Annotated in this window: 14 protein-coding genes; 9 read left to right on the top strand and 5 right to left on the bottom strand. The window is 55.7% G+C overall.

Annotation, left to right across the window (positions count from 1 at the left end; all coding sequences use genetic code 11):
• Window positions 1-47 precede the first annotated feature (47 nt).
• Window positions 48-1058 carry a quinone-dependent dihydroorotate dehydrogenase gene (gene pyrD / locus NB069_RS07390; RefSeq protein WP_250588760.1) on the bottom strand — a complete coding sequence of 337 codons (1011 nt, stop codon included), beginning with the start codon at window positions 1056-1058 and terminating at the stop codon, window positions 48-50.
• 248 nt (window positions 1059-1306) lie between these two features.
• Between pyrD and ssuE the strand changes: the two genes are divergently transcribed.
• The 5 genes from ssuE to ssuB are packed head-to-tail and all read left to right on the top strand — an operon-like array spanning window position 1307 to window position 5547.
• A complete protein-coding gene (gene ssuE / locus NB069_RS07385) occupies window positions 1307-1882 on the top strand; it encodes an NADPH-dependent FMN reductase (protein ID WP_250588759.1) in 576 nt (191 codons plus the stop codon).
• Entirely contained in the window at window positions 1875-2837 is a 963-nt protein-coding gene (locus tag NB069_RS07380; RefSeq protein ID WP_250588758.1) for a sulfonate ABC transporter substrate-binding protein, read from the top strand. The genes ssuE and NB069_RS07380 overlap by 8 nt, the downstream gene beginning before the upstream one ends.
• Window positions 2834-3979 (top strand): FMNH2-dependent alkanesulfonate monooxygenase, encoded by a 1146-nt coding sequence (ssuD, locus tag NB069_RS07375; protein ID WP_250588757.1) that lies wholly within the window; start codon window positions 2834-2836, stop codon window positions 3977-3979. The genes NB069_RS07380 and ssuD overlap by 4 nt, the downstream gene beginning before the upstream one ends.
• A 9-nt stretch (window positions 3980-3988) precedes the next feature.
• Window positions 3989-4780, top strand: coding sequence for an aliphatic sulfonate ABC transporter permease SsuC (ssuC, locus tag NB069_RS07370; protein ID WP_250588756.1), 792 nt, complete (start codon window positions 3989-3991; stop codon window positions 4778-4780).
• The gene (gene ssuB, locus NB069_RS07365) at window positions 4777-5547 is read left to right on the top strand and encodes an aliphatic sulfonates ABC transporter ATP-binding protein (RefSeq protein ID WP_250588755.1); all 771 of its coding nucleotides are present in this window, start codon (window positions 4777-4779) and stop codon (window positions 5545-5547) included. Before ssuC ends, ssuB begins: the two co-directional genes overlap by 4 nt.
• A 101-nt stretch (window positions 5548-5648) precedes the next feature.
• Here the strand turns inward: ssuB and pepN are convergent, their stop codons facing one another.
• The gene (gene pepN, locus NB069_RS07360; protein ID WP_250588754.1) at window positions 5649-8261 is read right to left on the bottom strand and encodes an aminopeptidase N; all 2613 of its coding nucleotides are present in this window, start codon (window positions 8259-8261) and stop codon (window positions 5649-5651) included.
• 264 nt (window positions 8262-8525) lie between these two features.
• Between pepN and pncB the strand changes: the two genes are divergently transcribed.
• The 4 genes from pncB to NB069_RS07340 all read left to right on the top strand — a co-directional run bounded on the left by pncB (window position 8526) and on the right by NB069_RS07340 (window position 14436).
• On the top strand, window positions 8526-9728 hold the full coding sequence (pncB, locus tag NB069_RS07355) for a nicotinate phosphoribosyltransferase (RefSeq protein ID WP_250588753.1): 1203 nt from the start codon (window positions 8526-8528) through the stop codon (window positions 9726-9728).
• Window positions 9729-9890: 162 nt separating this feature from the next.
• The gene (asnS, locus tag NB069_RS07350) at window positions 9891-11291 is read left to right on the top strand and encodes an asparagine--tRNA ligase (protein WP_250588752.1); all 1401 of its coding nucleotides are present in this window, start codon (window positions 9891-9893) and stop codon (window positions 11289-11291) included.
• Between the two features lie 606 nt (window positions 11292-11897).
• Window positions 11898-13061: a porin gene (locus NB069_RS07345; protein ID WP_284677027.1), complete on the top strand. Its 1164-nt coding sequence runs from the start codon at window positions 11898-11900 to the stop codon at window positions 13059-13061.
• Window positions 13062-13245: 184 nt separating this feature from the next.
• Complete coding sequence (locus NB069_RS07340) at window positions 13246-14436, top strand: amino acid aminotransferase (protein WP_250588751.1); 1191 nt, start codon at window positions 13246-13248, stop codon at window positions 14434-14436.
• Between the two features lie 120 nt (window positions 14437-14556).
• Here the strand turns inward: NB069_RS07340 and NB069_RS07335 are convergent, their stop codons facing one another.
• The 3 genes from NB069_RS07335 to ldtD all read right to left on the bottom strand — a co-directional run bounded on the left by NB069_RS07335 (window position 14557) and on the right by ldtD (window position 17773).
• A complete protein-coding gene (locus tag NB069_RS07335; RefSeq protein WP_250588750.1) occupies window positions 14557-15204 on the bottom strand; it encodes an MBL fold metallo-hydrolase in 648 nt (215 codons plus the stop codon).
• An 18-nt stretch (window positions 15205-15222) separates the two neighbouring features.
• Complete coding sequence (locus NB069_RS07330) at window positions 15223-15771, bottom strand: YcbK family protein (protein WP_039029470.1); 549 nt, start codon at window positions 15769-15771, stop codon at window positions 15223-15225.
• Window positions 15772-15949: 178 nt separating this feature from the next.
• Window positions 15950-17773, bottom strand: coding sequence for a L,D-transpeptidase (gene ldtD, locus NB069_RS07325; protein WP_250588749.1), 1824 nt, complete (start codon window positions 17771-17773; stop codon window positions 15950-15952).
• Window positions 17774-17886 lie beyond the last annotated feature (113 nt).

Here is a 17886-nt window from a genome sequence, read left to right as displayed (position 1 = left end):
CAACCAGAGCTGGAAATAAAGCCCTGGTTGCCAGTAGAGATAAAAGATTAGATATGATTAACGATTTCTTTAATCAGCGGCGGGCCTTTAAAAATAAAGCCTGAATATATCTGAACAAGCGAAGCGCCAGCCGCCATTTTTTCGCGGGCAGCCATCACTGAATCAATCCCGCCCACGCCAATAATCGGCAGGCGGCCCTGTAATTCCTGCGACAGACGGCGGATAATTTCGGTGCTTTTTAACTGCACCGGCCGACCGCTCAACCCACCCATTTCGTCGCAGTGTTTCATTCCCTGAACCAGGGATCGATCGAGAGTGGTATTGGTGGCAATAACGCCATCAATATTATGGCGAACCAAACTGTCGGCGACCTGAATCAGCTCTTCTTCTGTCAGATCGGGCGCAATTTTAACGGCCACCGGCACATATTTATGGTGCTTCGCCTGGAGTTCATTTTGCTTATTTTTGATGGCAACCAATAAATCATCCAGCGCTTCACCGTATTGCAGGGTGCGCAGGCCAGGGGTGTTAGGCGAGGAGATGTTAACCGCAATATACCCGGCGTAAGCGTAGACTTTCTCCATGCAGATCAGATAGTCATCTTTGCCCTGCTCTACCGGCGTGTCTTTATTTTTGCCGATATTAATGCCTAATACGCCGTCGAAATGGGCTTTCTTCACATTTTCGACCAGGTGATCGACGCCGAGATTATTGAACCCCATGCGGTTGATCAGCCCTTCGGCCTCGACCAGTCGGAACAGGCGCGGCTTGTCGTTGCCCGGCTGTGGACGCGGCGTAACGGTGCCAATTTCAATGGAGCCGAAGCCCATCGCACCCAGTGCATCAATGCACTCGCCATTTTTGTCCAGACCTGCCGCCAGACCCAGAGGGTTTTTAAAGGTTAACCCCATGCAGGTGACTGGCTTATCCATCACTTTCTGGCGCACCAGCGCTTCGAGCGGGGTTCCCGTAATACGGCGTAATTGCTGGAATGTAAATTCATGAGCGCGCTCAGGATCGAGCTGGAAAAGGGCTTTACGAACGAAGGGGTAGTACATGAACTCTCCTGGATTCCCGGTGTGCAAACCGGGGGCGTATTATCTGCGATCGCAGCGGGAAAGGGAATTGACCTGAGGCAAAAAAAGCCGCCTGCCGCGCAATCGTTTACTTTTCATCCCTCCTTTATTCATTTTTTGGCATTTCACTTGCGGATAAATCATTTAGTGGAATAAGCCAGCGGTGCCACACTGCCAACAAATGTTATCAATGTTAGATAAAAGCAAACAGTTGGTTATAAGGAGCCTTTATGCGCGTCATTACGTTAGCTGGCAGTCCGCGATTCCCTTCCCGCTCCAGCGCCCTGCTGGAGTACGCCCGGGAGCAGCTTACCTCTCTGGATGTGGAGGTGTTCCACTGGAATCTGCATAACTTTGCCCCGGAAGATCTGCTCTATGCCCGCTTCGACAGCCCGGCGCTGAAGACCCTCAATGAACAGTTGGCCGATGCCGATGGGCTAATCGTTGCCACCCCGGTTTATAAAGCCTCGTTTTCCGGGGCGCTGAAAACCCTGCTGGACCTGCTCCCGGAGCGCGCGCTGGCAGGCAAAATCGTGCTGCCGCTGGCAACGGGCGGTACCCTGGCCCACCTGCTGGCGGTGGATTACGCCCTGAAACCGGTGCTCAACGCCCTGAAAGCGCAGGAGATCCTCCACGGCGTGTTTGCCGATGATTCTCAGGTGATCGACTACCAGCACAAGCCGCACTTTACCCCGAACCTGCAAACCCGCCTCGACAGCGCGCTGGAGACCTTCTGGCAGGCGCTGCATCGCCGCGACGTAGCGGTGCCTGGCTTTGGCCTTCAGAAAGGAGTCGCCCATGTTTAAATCTCTTGTCCGTGTCAGCCTTGCAGGCCTGGTGGCTCTATCCGGTCTGGCGCACGCCGCAGAGCCCGCGCCTGAAAGTCTGCGCATCGGTTACCAGAAAGGCAGCATCAGCATGGTGCTGGCGAAAAGCCATCAGCTGCTGGAAAAACGCTACCCGGACACCAAATTCTCATGGGTGGAATTCCCGGCAGGCCCGCAGATGCTCGAGGCGCTGAACGTGGGCAGTATCGATCTCGGCAGTACCGGCGATATTCCGCCTATCTTCGCCCAGGCTGCCGGCGCGGATCTGGTCTACGTCGGCGTCGAGCCACCAAAACCCAAAGCCGAAGTGATCCTGGTCCCTGAAAACAGCCCGATCAAAACCGTGGCGGACCTTAAAGGTCATAAAGTGGCTTTCCAGAAGGGTTCCAGCTCGCACAATCTTTTATTGCGCGCTCTGCAGCAGGCGGGACTGACCTTTAAAGATATTCAGCCGGTTTATCTTTCACCGGCGGATGCCCGCGCCGCCTTCCAGCAAAACAACGTCGATGCCTGGGCTATCTGGGATCCCTACTACTCTGCCGCCCTGCTGCAGGGAGGCGTGAAGGTGTTGAAGGACGGTGAAACCCTGAAACAGACCGGCTCTTTCTACCTTGCCGCTCGCCCTTATGCGGAGAAAAACGGTGAATTTATTCAGGGCGTGCTGAATACCTTTAGCGAGGCGGATGCCCTCACCCGGAGCCAGCGTCAGGCCAGTATCACCCTGCTGGCCAAAACCATGGGGCTCCCGGAGCCGGTTATTGCTACCTACCTTGACCACCGCCCGCCAACCTCCATTAAACCGGTGGATGCCAGTACCACCGTCTTACAGCAGCAAACCGCCGATCTTTTCTACGACAACCGCCTGGTACCGAAAAAAATCGATATTCGCGACCGCATCTGGCACCCCACCGCATCTAAAGGAGACAAGTCATGAGTCTGAATCTGTTCTGGTTTTTACCTACCCACGGCGATGGTCATTATCTTGGCACCGAAGAGGGCGCCCGTCCGGTGGATCATGCTTATCTTCAGCAGATCGCCCAGGCTGCAGACAGGATTGGCTTTACCGGAGTGCTGATCCCCACCGGGCGCTCCTGCGAGGATGCGTGGCTGGTGGCGGCGTCGATGATCCCGGTGACCCAGCGCCTGAAGTTTCTGGTGGCCCTGCGTCCGAGCGTGACCTCCCCGACGGTGGCCGCACGTCAGGCCGCGACCCTGGATCGTCTGTCGAACGGGCGAGCCCTGTTTAACCTGGTAACCGGCAGCGATCCGCAGGAGCTGGCAGGAGACGGCGTTTTCCTGGATCACACCGAGCGGTATGAAGCCTCTTCTGAGTTCACCCACGTCTGGCGTCGTCTGCTGGAGGGCGAGAACGTCACCTTCGAGGGCAAGCATATCCATGTGCGTGATGCCCAACTCTTCTTTCCGCCCGTTCAGCAGCCGCGCCCACCGCTCTATTTTGGTGGTTCATCCGACGTTGCCCAGGACCTGGCTGCCGAACAGGTGGATCTCTACCTCACCTGGGGGGAGCCGCCAGCGCTGGTCAAAGAGAAGATTGAGCAGGTGCGCGCCAAAGCCGCAGCCCACGGTCGCAAGGTCCGCTTCGGGATCCGTCTGCACGTGATTGTCCGCGAAACCAATGAAGAGGCGTGGCAGGCCGCAGATCGTCTGATCTCCCATCTGGACGACGCGACCATTGCCAAAGCGCAGGCCGCCTTTGCCCGCACCGATTCCGTCGGGCAGCACCGGATGGCCTCCCTGCATAACGGTAAACGCGAGAATCTGGAGATCAGCCCGAACCTGTGGGCGGGCGTGGGGCTGGTGCGCGGCGGCGCGGGGACCGCGCTGGTGGGGGATGGCCCGACGGTAGCGGCACGTATTAATGAATATGCAGACCTCGGTATCGACAGCTTTATTCTTTCCGGCTATCCGCATCTGGAAGAGGCCTGGAGGGTAGGCGAGCTGCTGTTCCCGCATCTGGATGTGACCATTCCGCAAATCCCGCAGCCGCAGCAGCTGTTGCAGCAGGGCGAGGCGGTTGCTAACGAATTTATCCCGCGTAAAGTCGCCCAGAGTTAAGGAGAATTTATGGCTAATCCTTCCCAAAAATGGTTGCTGCGCATTGCCCCCTGGCTGCTCCCTGTCGGTATTGTGCTTGTCTGGCAGCTGGCGTCCTCCATGGGCTGGCTCTCGAGCCGCATACTGCCCTCACCCGAGGGCGTTGTGGAGGCTTTCTGGTCGCTGAGTTCAAGCGGTGAGCTGTGGCAACATCTGGCGATCAGCTCCTGGCGCGCGGTGATTGGCTTTTCCATCGGCGGGACGATTGGCCTGACACTCGGCCTGGTAAGCGGCCTCTCCCGCTGGGGCGAGCGTCTGCTGGACACTTCGATTCAGATGCTGCGTAACGTGCCGCATCTGGCGCTGATCCCGCTGGTGATCCTGTGGTTTGGCATCGATGAGACGGCGAAGATATTTCTCGTCGCCCTCGGCACCCTGTTCCCAATCTATATCAATACCTGGCACGGGATCCGTAATATCGACCGCGGGCTGGTGGAGATGGCGCGCAGCTACGGCTTGTCCGGCTTGGCGCTGTTTATCCACGTCATCCTGCCGGGTGCCCTGCCCTCAATCATGGTAGGCGTGCGCTTTGCCCTGGGTTTGATGTGGCTGACGCTGATCGTGGCGGAAACCATCTCCGCCAACTCCGGCATCGGTTATCTGGCGATGAACGCCCGCGAATTCCTGCAAACCGACGTTGTTGTGGTGGCCATTATTCTCTATGCCCTGCTCGGTAAACTTGCAGATGTCAGCGCCCAGTGGCTCGAACGAAGCTGGCTGCGCTGGAATCCGGCCTACGTTAAAAAGGAGGCACACGCATGAACACGGCTCGCTTAAATCAGGGGACACCGCTGCTGCTAACTGGCGTCACCAAACGCTACGGCAATAACACCATTCTGAAGGAACTGGAACTGCATATCCCTGCCGGGCAATTCGTGGCGGTGGTGGGCCGCAGCGGAGGCGGGAAAAGCACCCTGCTGCGCCTGCTGGCCGGGCTGGAAGCCCCGAACGGCGGCAAGCTGTTGGCCGGAAATACCCCTCTGGCTGAGATTCAGGATGACACGCGAATGATGTTCCAGGACGCGCGACTGCTGCCGTGGAAGACGGTGTTAGATAATGTCGGGCTGGGGCTGAAAGGCAGCTGGAAAGGGTCAGCCCAGCAGGCGCTGGCCGCCGTCGGGCTGGACAATCGCGCCGACGAGTGGCCTGCCGCCCTGTCCGGCGGACAGAAACAGCGCGTGGCGCTGGCCAGAGCGTTGATCCACCGTCCGGGACTGTTGCTGCTGGATGAGCCGCTGGGGGCGCTGGATGCGCTGACGCGGATTGAGATGCAGGATCTGATTGTCTCCTTATGGCAGGAACATGGCTTTACGGTACTGCTGGTGACCCATGATGTAAGCGAAGCTGTCGCCATGGCCGACCGGGTACTGCTGATCGAGGATGGCAAGATTGGGCTGGATCTGACGGTGGATCTGCCTCGTCCTCGCCGGGTAGGCTCGGCGCGACTGGCAGAGCTGGAAGCAGAGGTGCTGGATCGGGTGATGAGGCGTGGTGTCGCAGAGCGGCATTTAGCGATGGCTAATGCCTGATGCCCTCACCCTGGCCCTCTCCCACAGGGAGAGGGTACAAACATTAAAAAAGGCAACTTACGTTGCCTTTTCGCTTTTACCTTGCCACCCGGCGTTTACTATCAGGCCAGCGCCTTACTGATTTTCTCGTACAGATCCCCGGACAGGTTCTCCAGCCCTTTCAGTTGCTCCAGCGCGGCACGCATCTTCGCCTGGCGCGCAGCGTCATAGCGTTTCAGACGGATCAGCGGCTCAATCAGACGCGACGCCACCTGCGGGTTACGGCTGTTAAGCTCGGTCAGCATCTCCACCATAAACTGGTAGCCGCTGCCATCTTCCGCATGGAAGGCGGCCGGGTTGCTGCTGGCAAAGGCGCCAATCAGGGACCGGACGCGGTTCGGGTTGCTCATGGTGAATGAACGGTGGTTGAGCAGGCTACGCACCTTGTTCACCACATCGGCTGCCGGGCTGGTAGCCTGCAGGATAAACCACTTGTCCATCACCAGACCGTCCTGATGCCACTTGTCGTCGTACTCCTGCATCAGGGCATCACGGCAAGGCAGTTCAGCGGCCACGCTGGCGGCCAGCGCAGCCAGCGCGTCGGTCATGTTGTCCGCAGTGTGATACTGCTTGCTCACCAGCTCGTCGGCGAGAGTCGTCTCCCCAAACGCCAGGTAGCGCAGGCAGGTATTACGCAGCGAACGCTTACCGATATCGGCATGCTCAACGCGGTACGCATCCAGTTTGTGGTAGTGGTAAACCGCCAGGAACTCATCCGCCAGTTCTGCTGCCAGAGTACGGGTCAGCGCTTCACGCACCGTTGCGATAGCGACTGGATCGATGATCTCGAACAGCTCGGCAATTTCGGTTAACGACGGCAGGGTCAGGATTTCAGCCGCCAGGGCCGGGTCGATCTTCTCATCCAGCAGGATCGCGCGGAAGGCGTCGGCAACATGCGCAGGCAACGACAGCGGCTGCCCCTGCTGATGACGGTTCACGTTCAGCTTGATGTAGGTGGCCAGCAGGCTCTGGGCCGCATCCCAGCGGGAGAAATCATTGCGCGCGTGACGCATCAGGAAGGTCAGCTGCTGATCGCTCCATTTGTACTCGAGTTTGACCGGCGCGGAGAACTCGCACAGCAGCGCCGGTACCGGCTGGAAGTAGACGTTATCGAAAACAAACGTCTGCTCGGCCTGCGTCACGTTGAGCACGTTGTGCACCGGATGGCCGCCTTTCTTCAGCGGGATCACCTTGCCTTCGTTGTCATACAGCTCAATGGCGAACGGAATATGCAGCGGGTGCTTCTCTTCCTGCTCCGCCGTCGGCGGCGTGCGCTGGCTGATGGTCAGGGTGTACTGCTCGGTTTCCGGGTTGTAGTCGTCTTTGACGGTAACAACCGGCGTACCGGCCTGGCTGTACCAGCGGCGGAAATGGGACAGATCGACATTCGAGGCATCTTCCATCGCCTGGACAAAATCGTCACAGGTGGCGGCGCTGCCGTCATGACGTTCGAAATAGAGCTGCATCCCTTTCTGGAAATTCACTTCGCCCAGCAGGGTGTGGATCATACGGATGATTTCGGAACCCTTCTCATACACCGTCAGGGTGTAGAAGTTGTTCATCTCGATCACTTTGTCCGGACGGATCGGGTGCGCCATCGGGCTGGCGTCTTCGGCAAACTGCAGGCCGCGCATGGTGCGCACGTTGTTGATGCGGTTAACCGCCCGTGAGCCGAGGTCGGAGCTGAACTCCTGATCGCGGAACACGGTCAGGCCCTCTTTCAGGCTTAACTGGAACCAGTCGCGGCAGGTCACGCGGTTACCGGTCCAGTTATGGAAATATTCGTGACCGATGACGCGCTCGATATCGAGGTAGTCTTTATCGGTGGCGGTATCGGTACGCGCCAGCACGTATTTGGAGTTAAAGACGTTGAGGCCTTTGTTCTCCATCGCGCCCATATTAAAGAAGTCGACGGCGACGATCATATAGATGTCGAGGTCGTACTCGAGACCAAAACGCTCTTCATCCCACTTCATGGAGTTGATAAGCGAAGTCATCGCCCACGGGGCACGGTCGAGGTTGCCGCGGTCGACAAACAGTTCCAGCGCCACTTCGCGGCCTGAACGGGTCGTGAAGGTGTCGCGCAGAACGTCAAAATCACCCGCCACCAGCGCAAACAGGTAGCAAGGTTTCGGGAACGGATCCTGCCACTGCACCCAGTGACGGCCATTCTCCAGATCGCCCCCGCCCACGCGGTTGCCGTTGGAGAGCAGGAACGGATAGGTAGCCTTATCGGCGATGATTTTAGTGGTGAAGCGGGCCAGCACGTCCGGGCGGTCGAGATACCAGGTGATGTGACGGAAACCTTCTGCTTCGCACTGGGTACAGAGGGCCACGCCCGACTGGTATAGCCCTTCCAGCGCGGTATTGGACGCCGGGCTGATCTCATTCACGATGCGTAAGGTAAAACGCTCCGGCAGGTTATCCAGCACCAGCTGGCTTTCTTCTTCTTTATAGTCGGTCCAGGGGGTGTCGTTCACATGCACCGAGACTAAGGTCAGGTCTTCGCCATCAAGACGCAGCGGCACCGCCGTGGCGTTATGGCGCGTGACCTGGCTTACCGCCGTTACAACGGTTTTTGTGGCATCCAGGTCAAAAGTCAGATCGATATCGCTAATCAGGTAATCCGGCGCACGGTAGTCGTGGCGGTATTTGGCTTGAGGCTGTTGTGTCATAGAAAACCTTTTGCATCGTTTGTCGAATAACGAGTCAGTCTATTCCTGTTGTGGAAATCGCGCTATGCAGAATGTTCATCTTTTCAGTCACAAACACTCTATTTGCTACATTTATATAACATGCGGCACGAAATGCACTCGACCCCGAACCAGGCTTATGGTGTGATCGGGGTTCAATAAATCGCTAAACAAGGTATACTCCAGCGGTTTCATTCGTCGTTTATTGTACTAAACGCTCCCGTGAGAGGATGCTACTGCGCACCTATGACTCAATTCGCTTCACCTGTTCTGCATACGCTGCTGGATACCGACGCGTACAAACTGCATATGCAGCAAGCCGTTTTCCACCAATACTACGACGTACAGGTCGCGGCTGAATTCCGCTGCCGCGGTGACGATTTGCTGGGGATCTATGCTGACGCCATCCGTGAGCAAGTCGACGCCATGCAGCATCTTCGTCTGCAGGATGATGAATTCCAGTGGCTTTCCGGCCTGCCCTTCTTTAAAGACGATTATCTCCAGTGGCTGCGCAATTTCCGCTACGATCCGAAACAGGTCAACATCCGTAACGATAACGGCAAGCTGCATATTCGCCTTGAAGGTCCATGGCGGGAAGTGATCATGTGGGAAGTGCCGCTGCTGGCCGTGATCAGCGAGCTGGTGCATCGCTATCGCTCACCAGAGGCCAGCGTTGAGCAGGCTCTGGCAACGCTGGAGCAGAAGCTGGTTGGGTTCTCTGAACTCACCGACTCGCTGGATATGTCACGTTTTCGTTTGATGGATTTCGGCACCCGTCGTCGTTTCTCCCGGGAAGTACAGCAGGCTATCGTTGAGCGTCTGCGTCAGGAGCCGTGGTTTGTCGGCACCAGCAATTACGATTTGGCCCGCCGCCTGAACCTGACGCCAATGGGAACCCAGGCGCACGAGTGGTTCCAGGCGCATCAGCAGATCAGCCCGGAGCTGGCGACCAGCCAACGTGCGGCGCTGGCGGCCTGGCTCACGGAGTACCCTACCCAGCTTGGCATTGCCTTAACCGACTGTATTACCATGGACGCTTTCCTGCGCGATTTCGGGCCGGAGTTCGCATCCGTCTATCAGGGGCTGCGCCATGACTCCGGGGATCCGCTGGAGTGGGGTGAGAAAGCTATCGCCCATTATCAAAAGCTGGGCATCGACCCCATGAGCAAAGTGCTGGTTTTCTCCGATAATCTCGACCTGCCAAAAGCGGTAGGCTTGTACCGGCACTTCTCCTCGCGCGTAAACCTGGCCTTTGGGATCGGCACCCGTCTGACCTGCGACATTCCTCAGGTAAAACCGCTGAATATCGTCATTAAACTGGTGGAATGTAACGGCAAGCCGGTGGCAAAACTCTCCGACAGCCCGGGCAAAACCATCTGCCATGACAAAGCCTTCGTCCGGGCGCTGCGCAAAGCGTTCGACCTGCCGCAGGTTAAAATCGCCAGTTAATCTCATCAGGGAGCCCGCCGTGCTCCCTTCCCTCATTTATTTCCTATTTCTTCTCTTATCATTGCGAAATCTGCTTGTCTGATGGCGGATGCCAGGTAACATAGATATCCCCCCATTGAAGGGGATACAGATTTTATTTTTGGACAACATAGAGAGACTATTATGAGCGTTGTGCCTGTAGCCGACGTACTCCAGGGCCGCGTTACCGTTGACAGCGAAGTCACCGTGCGTGGATGGGTGCGTACCCGCCGAGATTCAAAAGCTGGCTTTTCATTCCTCGCCGTCTATGACGGTTCCTGCTTTGATCCTGTACAGGCCGTTATTAATAATTCTCTGCCCAATTACAATCAGGAAGTGCTGCGTCTGACCACGGGTTGCTCCGTTGTCGTCACCGGTAAAATCGTGGCCTCCCAGGGCCAGGGTCAGAGCTATGAACTGCAGGCCACCTCAATTGAAGTGACCGGCTGGGTTGAAGATCCGGACACCTACCCGATGGCGGCAAAACGCCACAGTATCGAGTATCTGCGTGAAGTGGCTCACCTGCGCCCGCGTACCAACATGATTGGTGCCGTGGCCCGTGTCCGCCACACGCTTGCGCAGGCGCTGCACCGTTTCTTTAACGAGCAGGGTTACTTCTGGGTTTCCACGCCGCTGATCACCGCCTCCGATACTGAAGGCGCTGGCGAGATGTTCCGCGTCTCTACCCTGGACCTGGAAAACCTGCCGCGCACGCCGGAAGGCAAAGTGGACTACGACAAAGATTTCTTTGGTAAAGAGTCCTTCCTGACCGTATCTGGCCAGCTGAACGGCGAAACTTACGCCTGTGCACTGTCCAAAATCTACACCTTTGGCCCGACATTCCGCGCCGAAAACTCCAACACCAGCCGCCACCTGGCGGAATTCTGGATGCTGGAGCCGGAAGTCGCCTTTGCCAACCTTGATGACGTTGCTGGCCTGGCAGAAGCGATGCTGAAGTACGTCTTTAACGCCGTACTGACCGAACGCGCTGACGACATGAAATTCTTCGCCGAGCGCGTCGACAGTGATGCCATCGCCCGTCTGGAGCGTTTCGTCTCTGCTGATTTTGCTCAGGTGGATTACACCGATGCGGTGACGATCCTCGAAAACTGCGGTCAGCAATTTGAGAACCCGGTTTACTGGGGCGTTGACCTCTCCTCCGAGCACGAACGCTACCTGGCCGAGAAGCACTTCAAGGCACCGGTGGTTGTGAAAAACTATCCGAAAGACATTAAGGCCTTCTACATGCGCCTTAATGAAGACGGCAAAACCGTTGCTGCAATGGACGTGCTTGCCCCGGGCATCGGTGAAATCATCGGTGGTTCTCAGCGTGAAGAGCGTCTGGACGTACTGGATGCACGCATGGCTGAAATGGGCCTCAATAAAGAGGACTACTGGTGGTATCGCGACTTACGTCGTTATGGCACTGTGCCACACTCCGGTTTCGGGCTCGGCTTTGAGCGTCTGATTGCCTATGTTACCGGCGTTCAGAACGTGCGTGATGTAATTCCATTCCCGCGTACTCCACGCAGCGCAACGTTCTAATCCCTTCCTACTCAATGGCCAGCTTATGCTGGCCATTATTTTATCCTGCAGTGTCAACTTACGTCAGTTGAAAGTCAGCATTATTAAAGTGCAACCCCGTCAGATCCTCTCCAGTGTTACGCTTTATTTCCACGAAACATCTCTGAACACAAAATAAACCCTATTCTTATTGCGCCTAATACAAATCTCAAGCATTAGCACATTTTCTGTGCAAATTCCCGGCTATCCAGATGTCTATTTCCAAAGATAAGAAAAATAGTGCGCTAATGCTTCGGGTCATAAAAAAAGTCATTATCTACAATTAAGATAAGCAATTCATATAGATAGAATTAGGGAAGCATTAATTTTCGCCATTCAACTCTGAACTTTGAGGTACCTCACAAAGTTCCTTAAAATTCACATTTAGTTACACATATTTTCTTATTGTAACCGATTCTTGAGGTTTGTAGCACTTTCAGAGTAGCGAAACGGTTATTTGAATGGAAAGATGCCTGTCAGATACATAAAGACACCAAACTCTCATCAATAGTTCCGGAAATATTTATTGACAGAATTTATTGACGGCAGTGGCGAGTGTCATAAAAAAACCAATGAGGGTAATAAATAATGATGAAGCGCAATATCCTGGCAGTGGTTATCCCTGCCCTGCTGGCAGCCGGTGCAGCTAACGCAGCAGAAATCTATAACAAAAACGCTAACAAGCTGGACTTCTATGGTAAGGCTGTAGGTGAGCACATCTGGACCACCAACGGTGACACCGGTAACGAAGACACCACCTATGCCCGTATCGGCTTTAAAGGTGAAACCCAGATCAACGACCAGATCACTGGTTACGGTCACTGGGAATACAACATGGATGCATCCAGCACTGAAGGTTCTCAGGGCACCAGAACACGTCTGGCGTTCGCTGGTCTGAACTTCGGTGATGCGGGTTCTATCGACTACGGTCGTAACTACGGCGCAATCTATGACGTCGGCGCTTACACCGATATGTTCGTTGAGTGGGGCGGCGACTCCTGGGTTGCTACCGACAACTTCATGAACGGTCGTTCTACTGGCCTGCTGACCTACCGTAACAGCAACTTCTTCGGCCTGGTTGATGGCCTGAGCTTCGCGCTGCAGTATCAGGGCAAAAACGATCGTAACAGCCCACTGACCGTTGAAACTACTGACAACGGCCAGCCAGTATCCGTTAACCTGACCGGTAACGGCGCTAAAGCAAACGGCGACGGCTTCAGCACCGCTGTCCAGTATGATTTCGGCGAAGGCTTCGCAATTTCTGCAGGTTATGAATCTGCTGACCGTACCGATGCTCAGACTAACCCACAGACTATCGTTGGCGGCAGCGCGAGTGCTGGCGGTGACCACGCTGAAGCATGGGCTACTGCGGCTAAATACGATGCGAACAACATCTATGCAGCAGTTTCTTATGCTCAGACTTACAACATGACTCGCGAACCAGACAGCAACTTCGCGAACAAAACTCAGAACTTCGAAGCTGTAGTTCAGTACCAGTTCGACTTCGGTCTGCGTCCATCCGTGGGCTACGTCCAGTCTAAAGGTAAAGACCTGCTGGCACGTCCTGGCTTCTCGGGCGGCGATGCTGACCTGGTTAAATACGTAGAAGTGGGTTCATGGTACTACTTCAACAAGAACATGAACGTCTACGCTGCGTACAAATTTAACCTGCTGGACGACAACAACTACGCTGCGGCAACCGGTCAGGCGACCGACGACCAGGCAGCTGTTGGTATCGTTTACCAGTTCTAATCAGTACACCACTTTGTTATATGTCTGAAAAACAGGGCTTCGGCCCTGTTTTTTTATGCCTTAAAGCAAAAAATGGCGACTTTTGAAAAGCCGCACGCTTTTTGTAGCAAACGGTTGGCATTTTGTAGAACTATCGTTAACCTGATAGCGGATTTCACTTCCGTAACCACAATGGAACTTCGTCATGTTTGAGAACATTACCGCCGCCCCTGCCGACCCTATTCTGGGCCTGGCCGATCTGTTTCGTGCCGATGACCGCCCTGGAAAAATTAACCTGGGTATTGGTGTCTATAAAGATGAGACCGGCAAGACCCCGGTGCTGACCAGCGTTAAAAAAGCTGAGCAGTATCTGCTGGAAAATGAAAATACTAAAAACTACCTCGGCATCGACGGTATTCCGGAATTTGGCCGTTGCACGCAGGAACTGCTGTTCGGCAAAGGCAGCGCGATTGTCAGCGATAAACGTGCCCGTACGGCGCAGACCCCTGGCGGTACTGGCGCGCTGCGCGTGGCGGCGGATTTCCTCGCTAAAAATACCCGCGTTAAAACCGTGTGGGTGAGCAACCCGAGCTGGCCGAACCACAAGAGCGTTTTCAACTCTGCGGGTCTGGAAGTGCGTGAATATGCTTATTACGACGCGGCGAACCACACCCTGGACTTCGACGGCCTGCTGTCCAGCCTGAGCCAAGCCCAGGCGGGCGATGTGGTTCTGTTCCACGGCTGCTGCCATAACCCAACCGGCATCGATCCGACGCTGGAACAGTGGGAACAACTGGCGAAACTCTCCGTTGAAAAAGGCTGGCTGCCGCTGTTCGACTTCGCTTACCAGGGCTTTGCCCGTGGTCTGGAAGAGGATGCGGAGGGTCTGCGCGCTTTCGCAGCAGTGCATAAAGAGCTGATTGTTGCCAGTTCCTATTCCAAGAACTTCGGTCTGTACAATGAGCGCGTAGGCGCCTGTACGCTGGTGGCTTCCGATGAGCAGACCGTTGAACGTGCGTTCAGCCAGATGAAATCCGTTATTCGTGCAAACTACTCTAACCCACCGGCTCACGGTGCGTCTGTGGTTGCCACCATTCTCAGCAATGACGCCCTGCGCGCCATCTGGGAACAGGAATTGAACGATATGCGTCAGCGCATCCAGCGCATGCGTCAGCTGTTCGTGAACACCCTGGCGGAAAAAGGCGCGGATCGCGACTTCAGCTTTATCATCAAGCAGAACGGCATGTTCTCATTCAGCGGCCTGACTAAAGAGCAGGTTCTGCGTCTGCGCGAAGAGTTTGGCGTGTATGCAGTAGCATCGGGTCGTGTGAACGTGGCGGGTATGACGCCAGATAACATGGCACCACTGTGCGAAGCGATTGTGGCTGTGCTGTAAGCCCTGAGCCGGGCGGCACTGCGTTTGCCCGGCCGACAAAATTATCACCGCAGACCCGGGCAAGCGTTAACGCCACCGGGCAAAAAAAAGCCTGCTTGAGCAGGCTTTTTCAATTCTTATTTACCAGACAGGCATTTCATCCTGCAGGAACGGGTTGTGCAGCCGTTCGTATCCCAGCGTCGACATCGGACCGTGACCGGAAATAAAGGTCACATCATCGCCCAGCGGTAATAATTTCTCTTTGATCGAGCGAATCAGCTGACCATGATCCCCACGCGGGAAGTCACTGCGCCCTACGCCGCCTTTGAAGATCACGTCGCCGGAAATCAGCAGACGCGACTGATTATCAAAGAAGACGATATGGCCTGGCGTATGCCCCGGGCAATGTAAGACCTGTAGCGTCACATTACCCACGCTGACGCTCTCACCTTCATTCAGCCAGCGATCCGGGGTGAGCGGCAGACATTCATCAAGACCAAACATGCGGCTTTGGGCCGGTAACCCCTGCAGCCAGAACTCATCTTCTTTTTCCGGGCCAATCACCGGCACGCCATAATGCTGCGCCAGCTCAGCCGCGGCCCCCACGTGATCGAGATGGCCATGGGTCAGCAGGATCTGCATTAAGGTCACGCCAGCGGCAGCGACTTCCTGTTTGATCTTCTCTGCATCGCCACCGGGATCGACCAGGGCTGCCAGTTTGGTTTGTTCACACCAGATAAGCGAACAGTTCTGGGAGAACGCGGTGACCGGAATAATACGATAGTTCATACTGCTCCTGATTTGTTATTACCAGTGCCGCAATGGCCCGGTATCAATATGCACAAAGTTGCTACGTGGGTAATATCCTACACCACCTGCGCGCATAGATAACGCAGCTTTGCGAACATTGGCTAACGAAACGCCTTCAATATGAAAATCCATCGCCTGACCTTTGGTGTGATAGCTTTTTTTCGCTACACCGCGGCTATGGGCGCGTAATTCATTATTGGTATCAAGAGAGCGATAACCGGAAATGAGCTGAACCGGTTTGCGGGTGCCCAGCAAACCCTGCAGGCGGTAAAGCTGATCGAATAACCCCGGATCGATGGCTTTGACTTTATTAGCGCGGAAATCACGGAAGAAATGATTCAGCTTGGCCAGTTCATCCTGAATATAGCCCCGACCATCAAAAAATTCAGCTTTGATTGACTCACCTGTGTGCAGGTTATTAAGCGTCAAAATACGTGGTCGAGGAGTAGAGAGTGTGGCAAATGATGGCGTGGGTAAGATGGCAGCGCCCAGCGCAAGGCCACCTAACGCCAATAACTTACGGCGATTTGCGTCGAATTTGTCCATGGTAATCAGGTCTACAGGTCAATGTTATCGTATAGATGCTTTACAGCGCACGAAGGGCACATTACCGGGCAAACCTGTCATCGTCAAGGCACCACAATCCAGGAAATACGGGGCTTGCAGCCGCAATGCCCCGTTTATTTTCTCATCCGGACTACCAGAATTTTCCGAACTTCTTCATTTACCTAATTAATTGCTCGGCTTTGGCCAGAATCTGGGTGTTAGACCGGGCAGTCTCATCATAATTGTAAATATCTGTACGATACTGGGTCCGACCATCCTTGCCGACGAAGGCGGTCAGATAGTACAGATTAACCGGAATATTTTGGCGGATATTCACATATCGCGTGTCGCCCTGCTTCAGAGCGTCGGAAATACGTGTGTCGTTCCAGCCCGCATCCTGTAACAACATATTTGCCAGCTCTGACGCCTTATTGACGCGTACGCAACCGGAACTCAGCGCGCGAACATCCCTCTGGAACAGGTTGTGGTTAGGCGTATCGTGCAGATAGATTGCATCCGAGCTGGGCATGTTGAACTTATACCGGCCCAGGGAGTTATGCGCTCCCGGCGCCTGCTGGAAGCGGAAGGGTAAATTAGCAGGGGTGATGGTCGCCCAGTCTACGCGCCAGGGATCAATCGCCTCTTTACTGTTCCAGCCGCGCAGCACCGTATAGTTGTGGCGTTCCAGATAACCCGGGTCGTTCCACACCTTCGGCAGAATGTCTTTGCGCGCCAGCGTAGGCGGCACGTTCCACGGCGGGTTGACCACCACGTTGTTCAGGGCGCTGCTCATCATCGGCGTTTTACGATCCGGGCGACCCACAATTACCCGTGAGGCCAGCACCTCGCTGCCGTTCTGATAATAGACCAGCGAAAAAGCCGGAATATTGACCATGATGCCGGTAGACAAGGTTCCCGGCAGCAGACGCAGGCGCTGGATATTCAGCGCCAGCACCCCGGCACGCTGTGCAGGAGTCATATTCAGCGCATCACGCGTTCCCTGGCCAATCACGCCATCGGCAGCCAGCCCCTGGCTGGTCTGGAAGGCTTTTACCGCCTCAACCAGACTCCGGTCATAGGAGGCTGGCTTGCTGGAGACGGGTTTCTTTTTCTTTTCCACCGCCGGGGCAGACGGACTGACGACCACGCTCTGGGGATCGTCACCCGGCAGGGCAATTTTTGGCCCGCCGTCAATCACGCCGGAGCGTTTAAGGATTTCACGCAACGCGGGCACGTCGCTGCTCCACTGCCCGGGGCTCAGTTTGGCAGTGCTCTGTATCTGCGGCCAGGGCTGAGTGTCCGCCACCAGCTGCAGCAGCGACTGGTGCATCACCGCATACTGCGGGTGCGACGGCGCAAGCCCGGCAATGAAATGCGGCACCGTGCCGTTATCCAGCGCCAGCTGCCACTGGTTAATCACCGACAGCGGCGGCGTCGCCAGCTTGTAAGGTTTATTGCTGTAGAGCCAGCGGTTGCCGTTGACCGGGATCCCCGCCACAAACTGCAGGTAGCCCATCATCGCATCGGAGAGCACCACGTCACGCGCCATCCCGGTGACGGCAGGCTGTGTCAGCAACTCAACCCAGGCGGTAAACTGCGGCTGAAAACCGGCGATGGCGACTTCGGCAAGCTGCTGCTGGAACGCCCGCACGGCATCACGGTCGTCCCACATGGGCTTCATGTCGCGTGCTGCATACAGCAGCGTAAGTTGATTAAGATACGCCGGGGTGTACCCGGCAGGCAGCGCCGCGAGAAGCTCCTGACGGCGCTGTTCGGCATTGATATCCGCAGGTAACGGCTGGATACCGGCCATTATGGCCGTTGCAGGCGACTGTTCCAGCGGCTGCGACAGCGACGTAGGTTGTGCGCCCATGGTTGCGGAACTGTCCACAGGAACCAGTTCGGGCTCATCGGCCCGGGCATTAAACAGTGGAGCCATTAAAACCGTCAGGCACAAACTCAGCGCCGACAGCTGACGACCATACATTTTATTCAGCAACATCCCTTGCCCCCTGTTTGCTGTACGTCACGCCCTCAACACCGGGGCTTTGCTTCATTATAGGAAGGCAGACCGGTACCAGCCTTACCTTATGTAAAGAAGTTTAAAGTTAACGC

It is taken from the genome of Leclercia adecarboxylata (genome assembly GCF_023639785.1).
Taxonomy (GTDB): domain Bacteria; phylum Pseudomonadota; class Gammaproteobacteria; order Enterobacterales; family Enterobacteriaceae; genus Enterobacter; species Enterobacter adecarboxylatus_D.
This window is presented reverse-complemented; position numbering and strand designations above follow the sequence as displayed.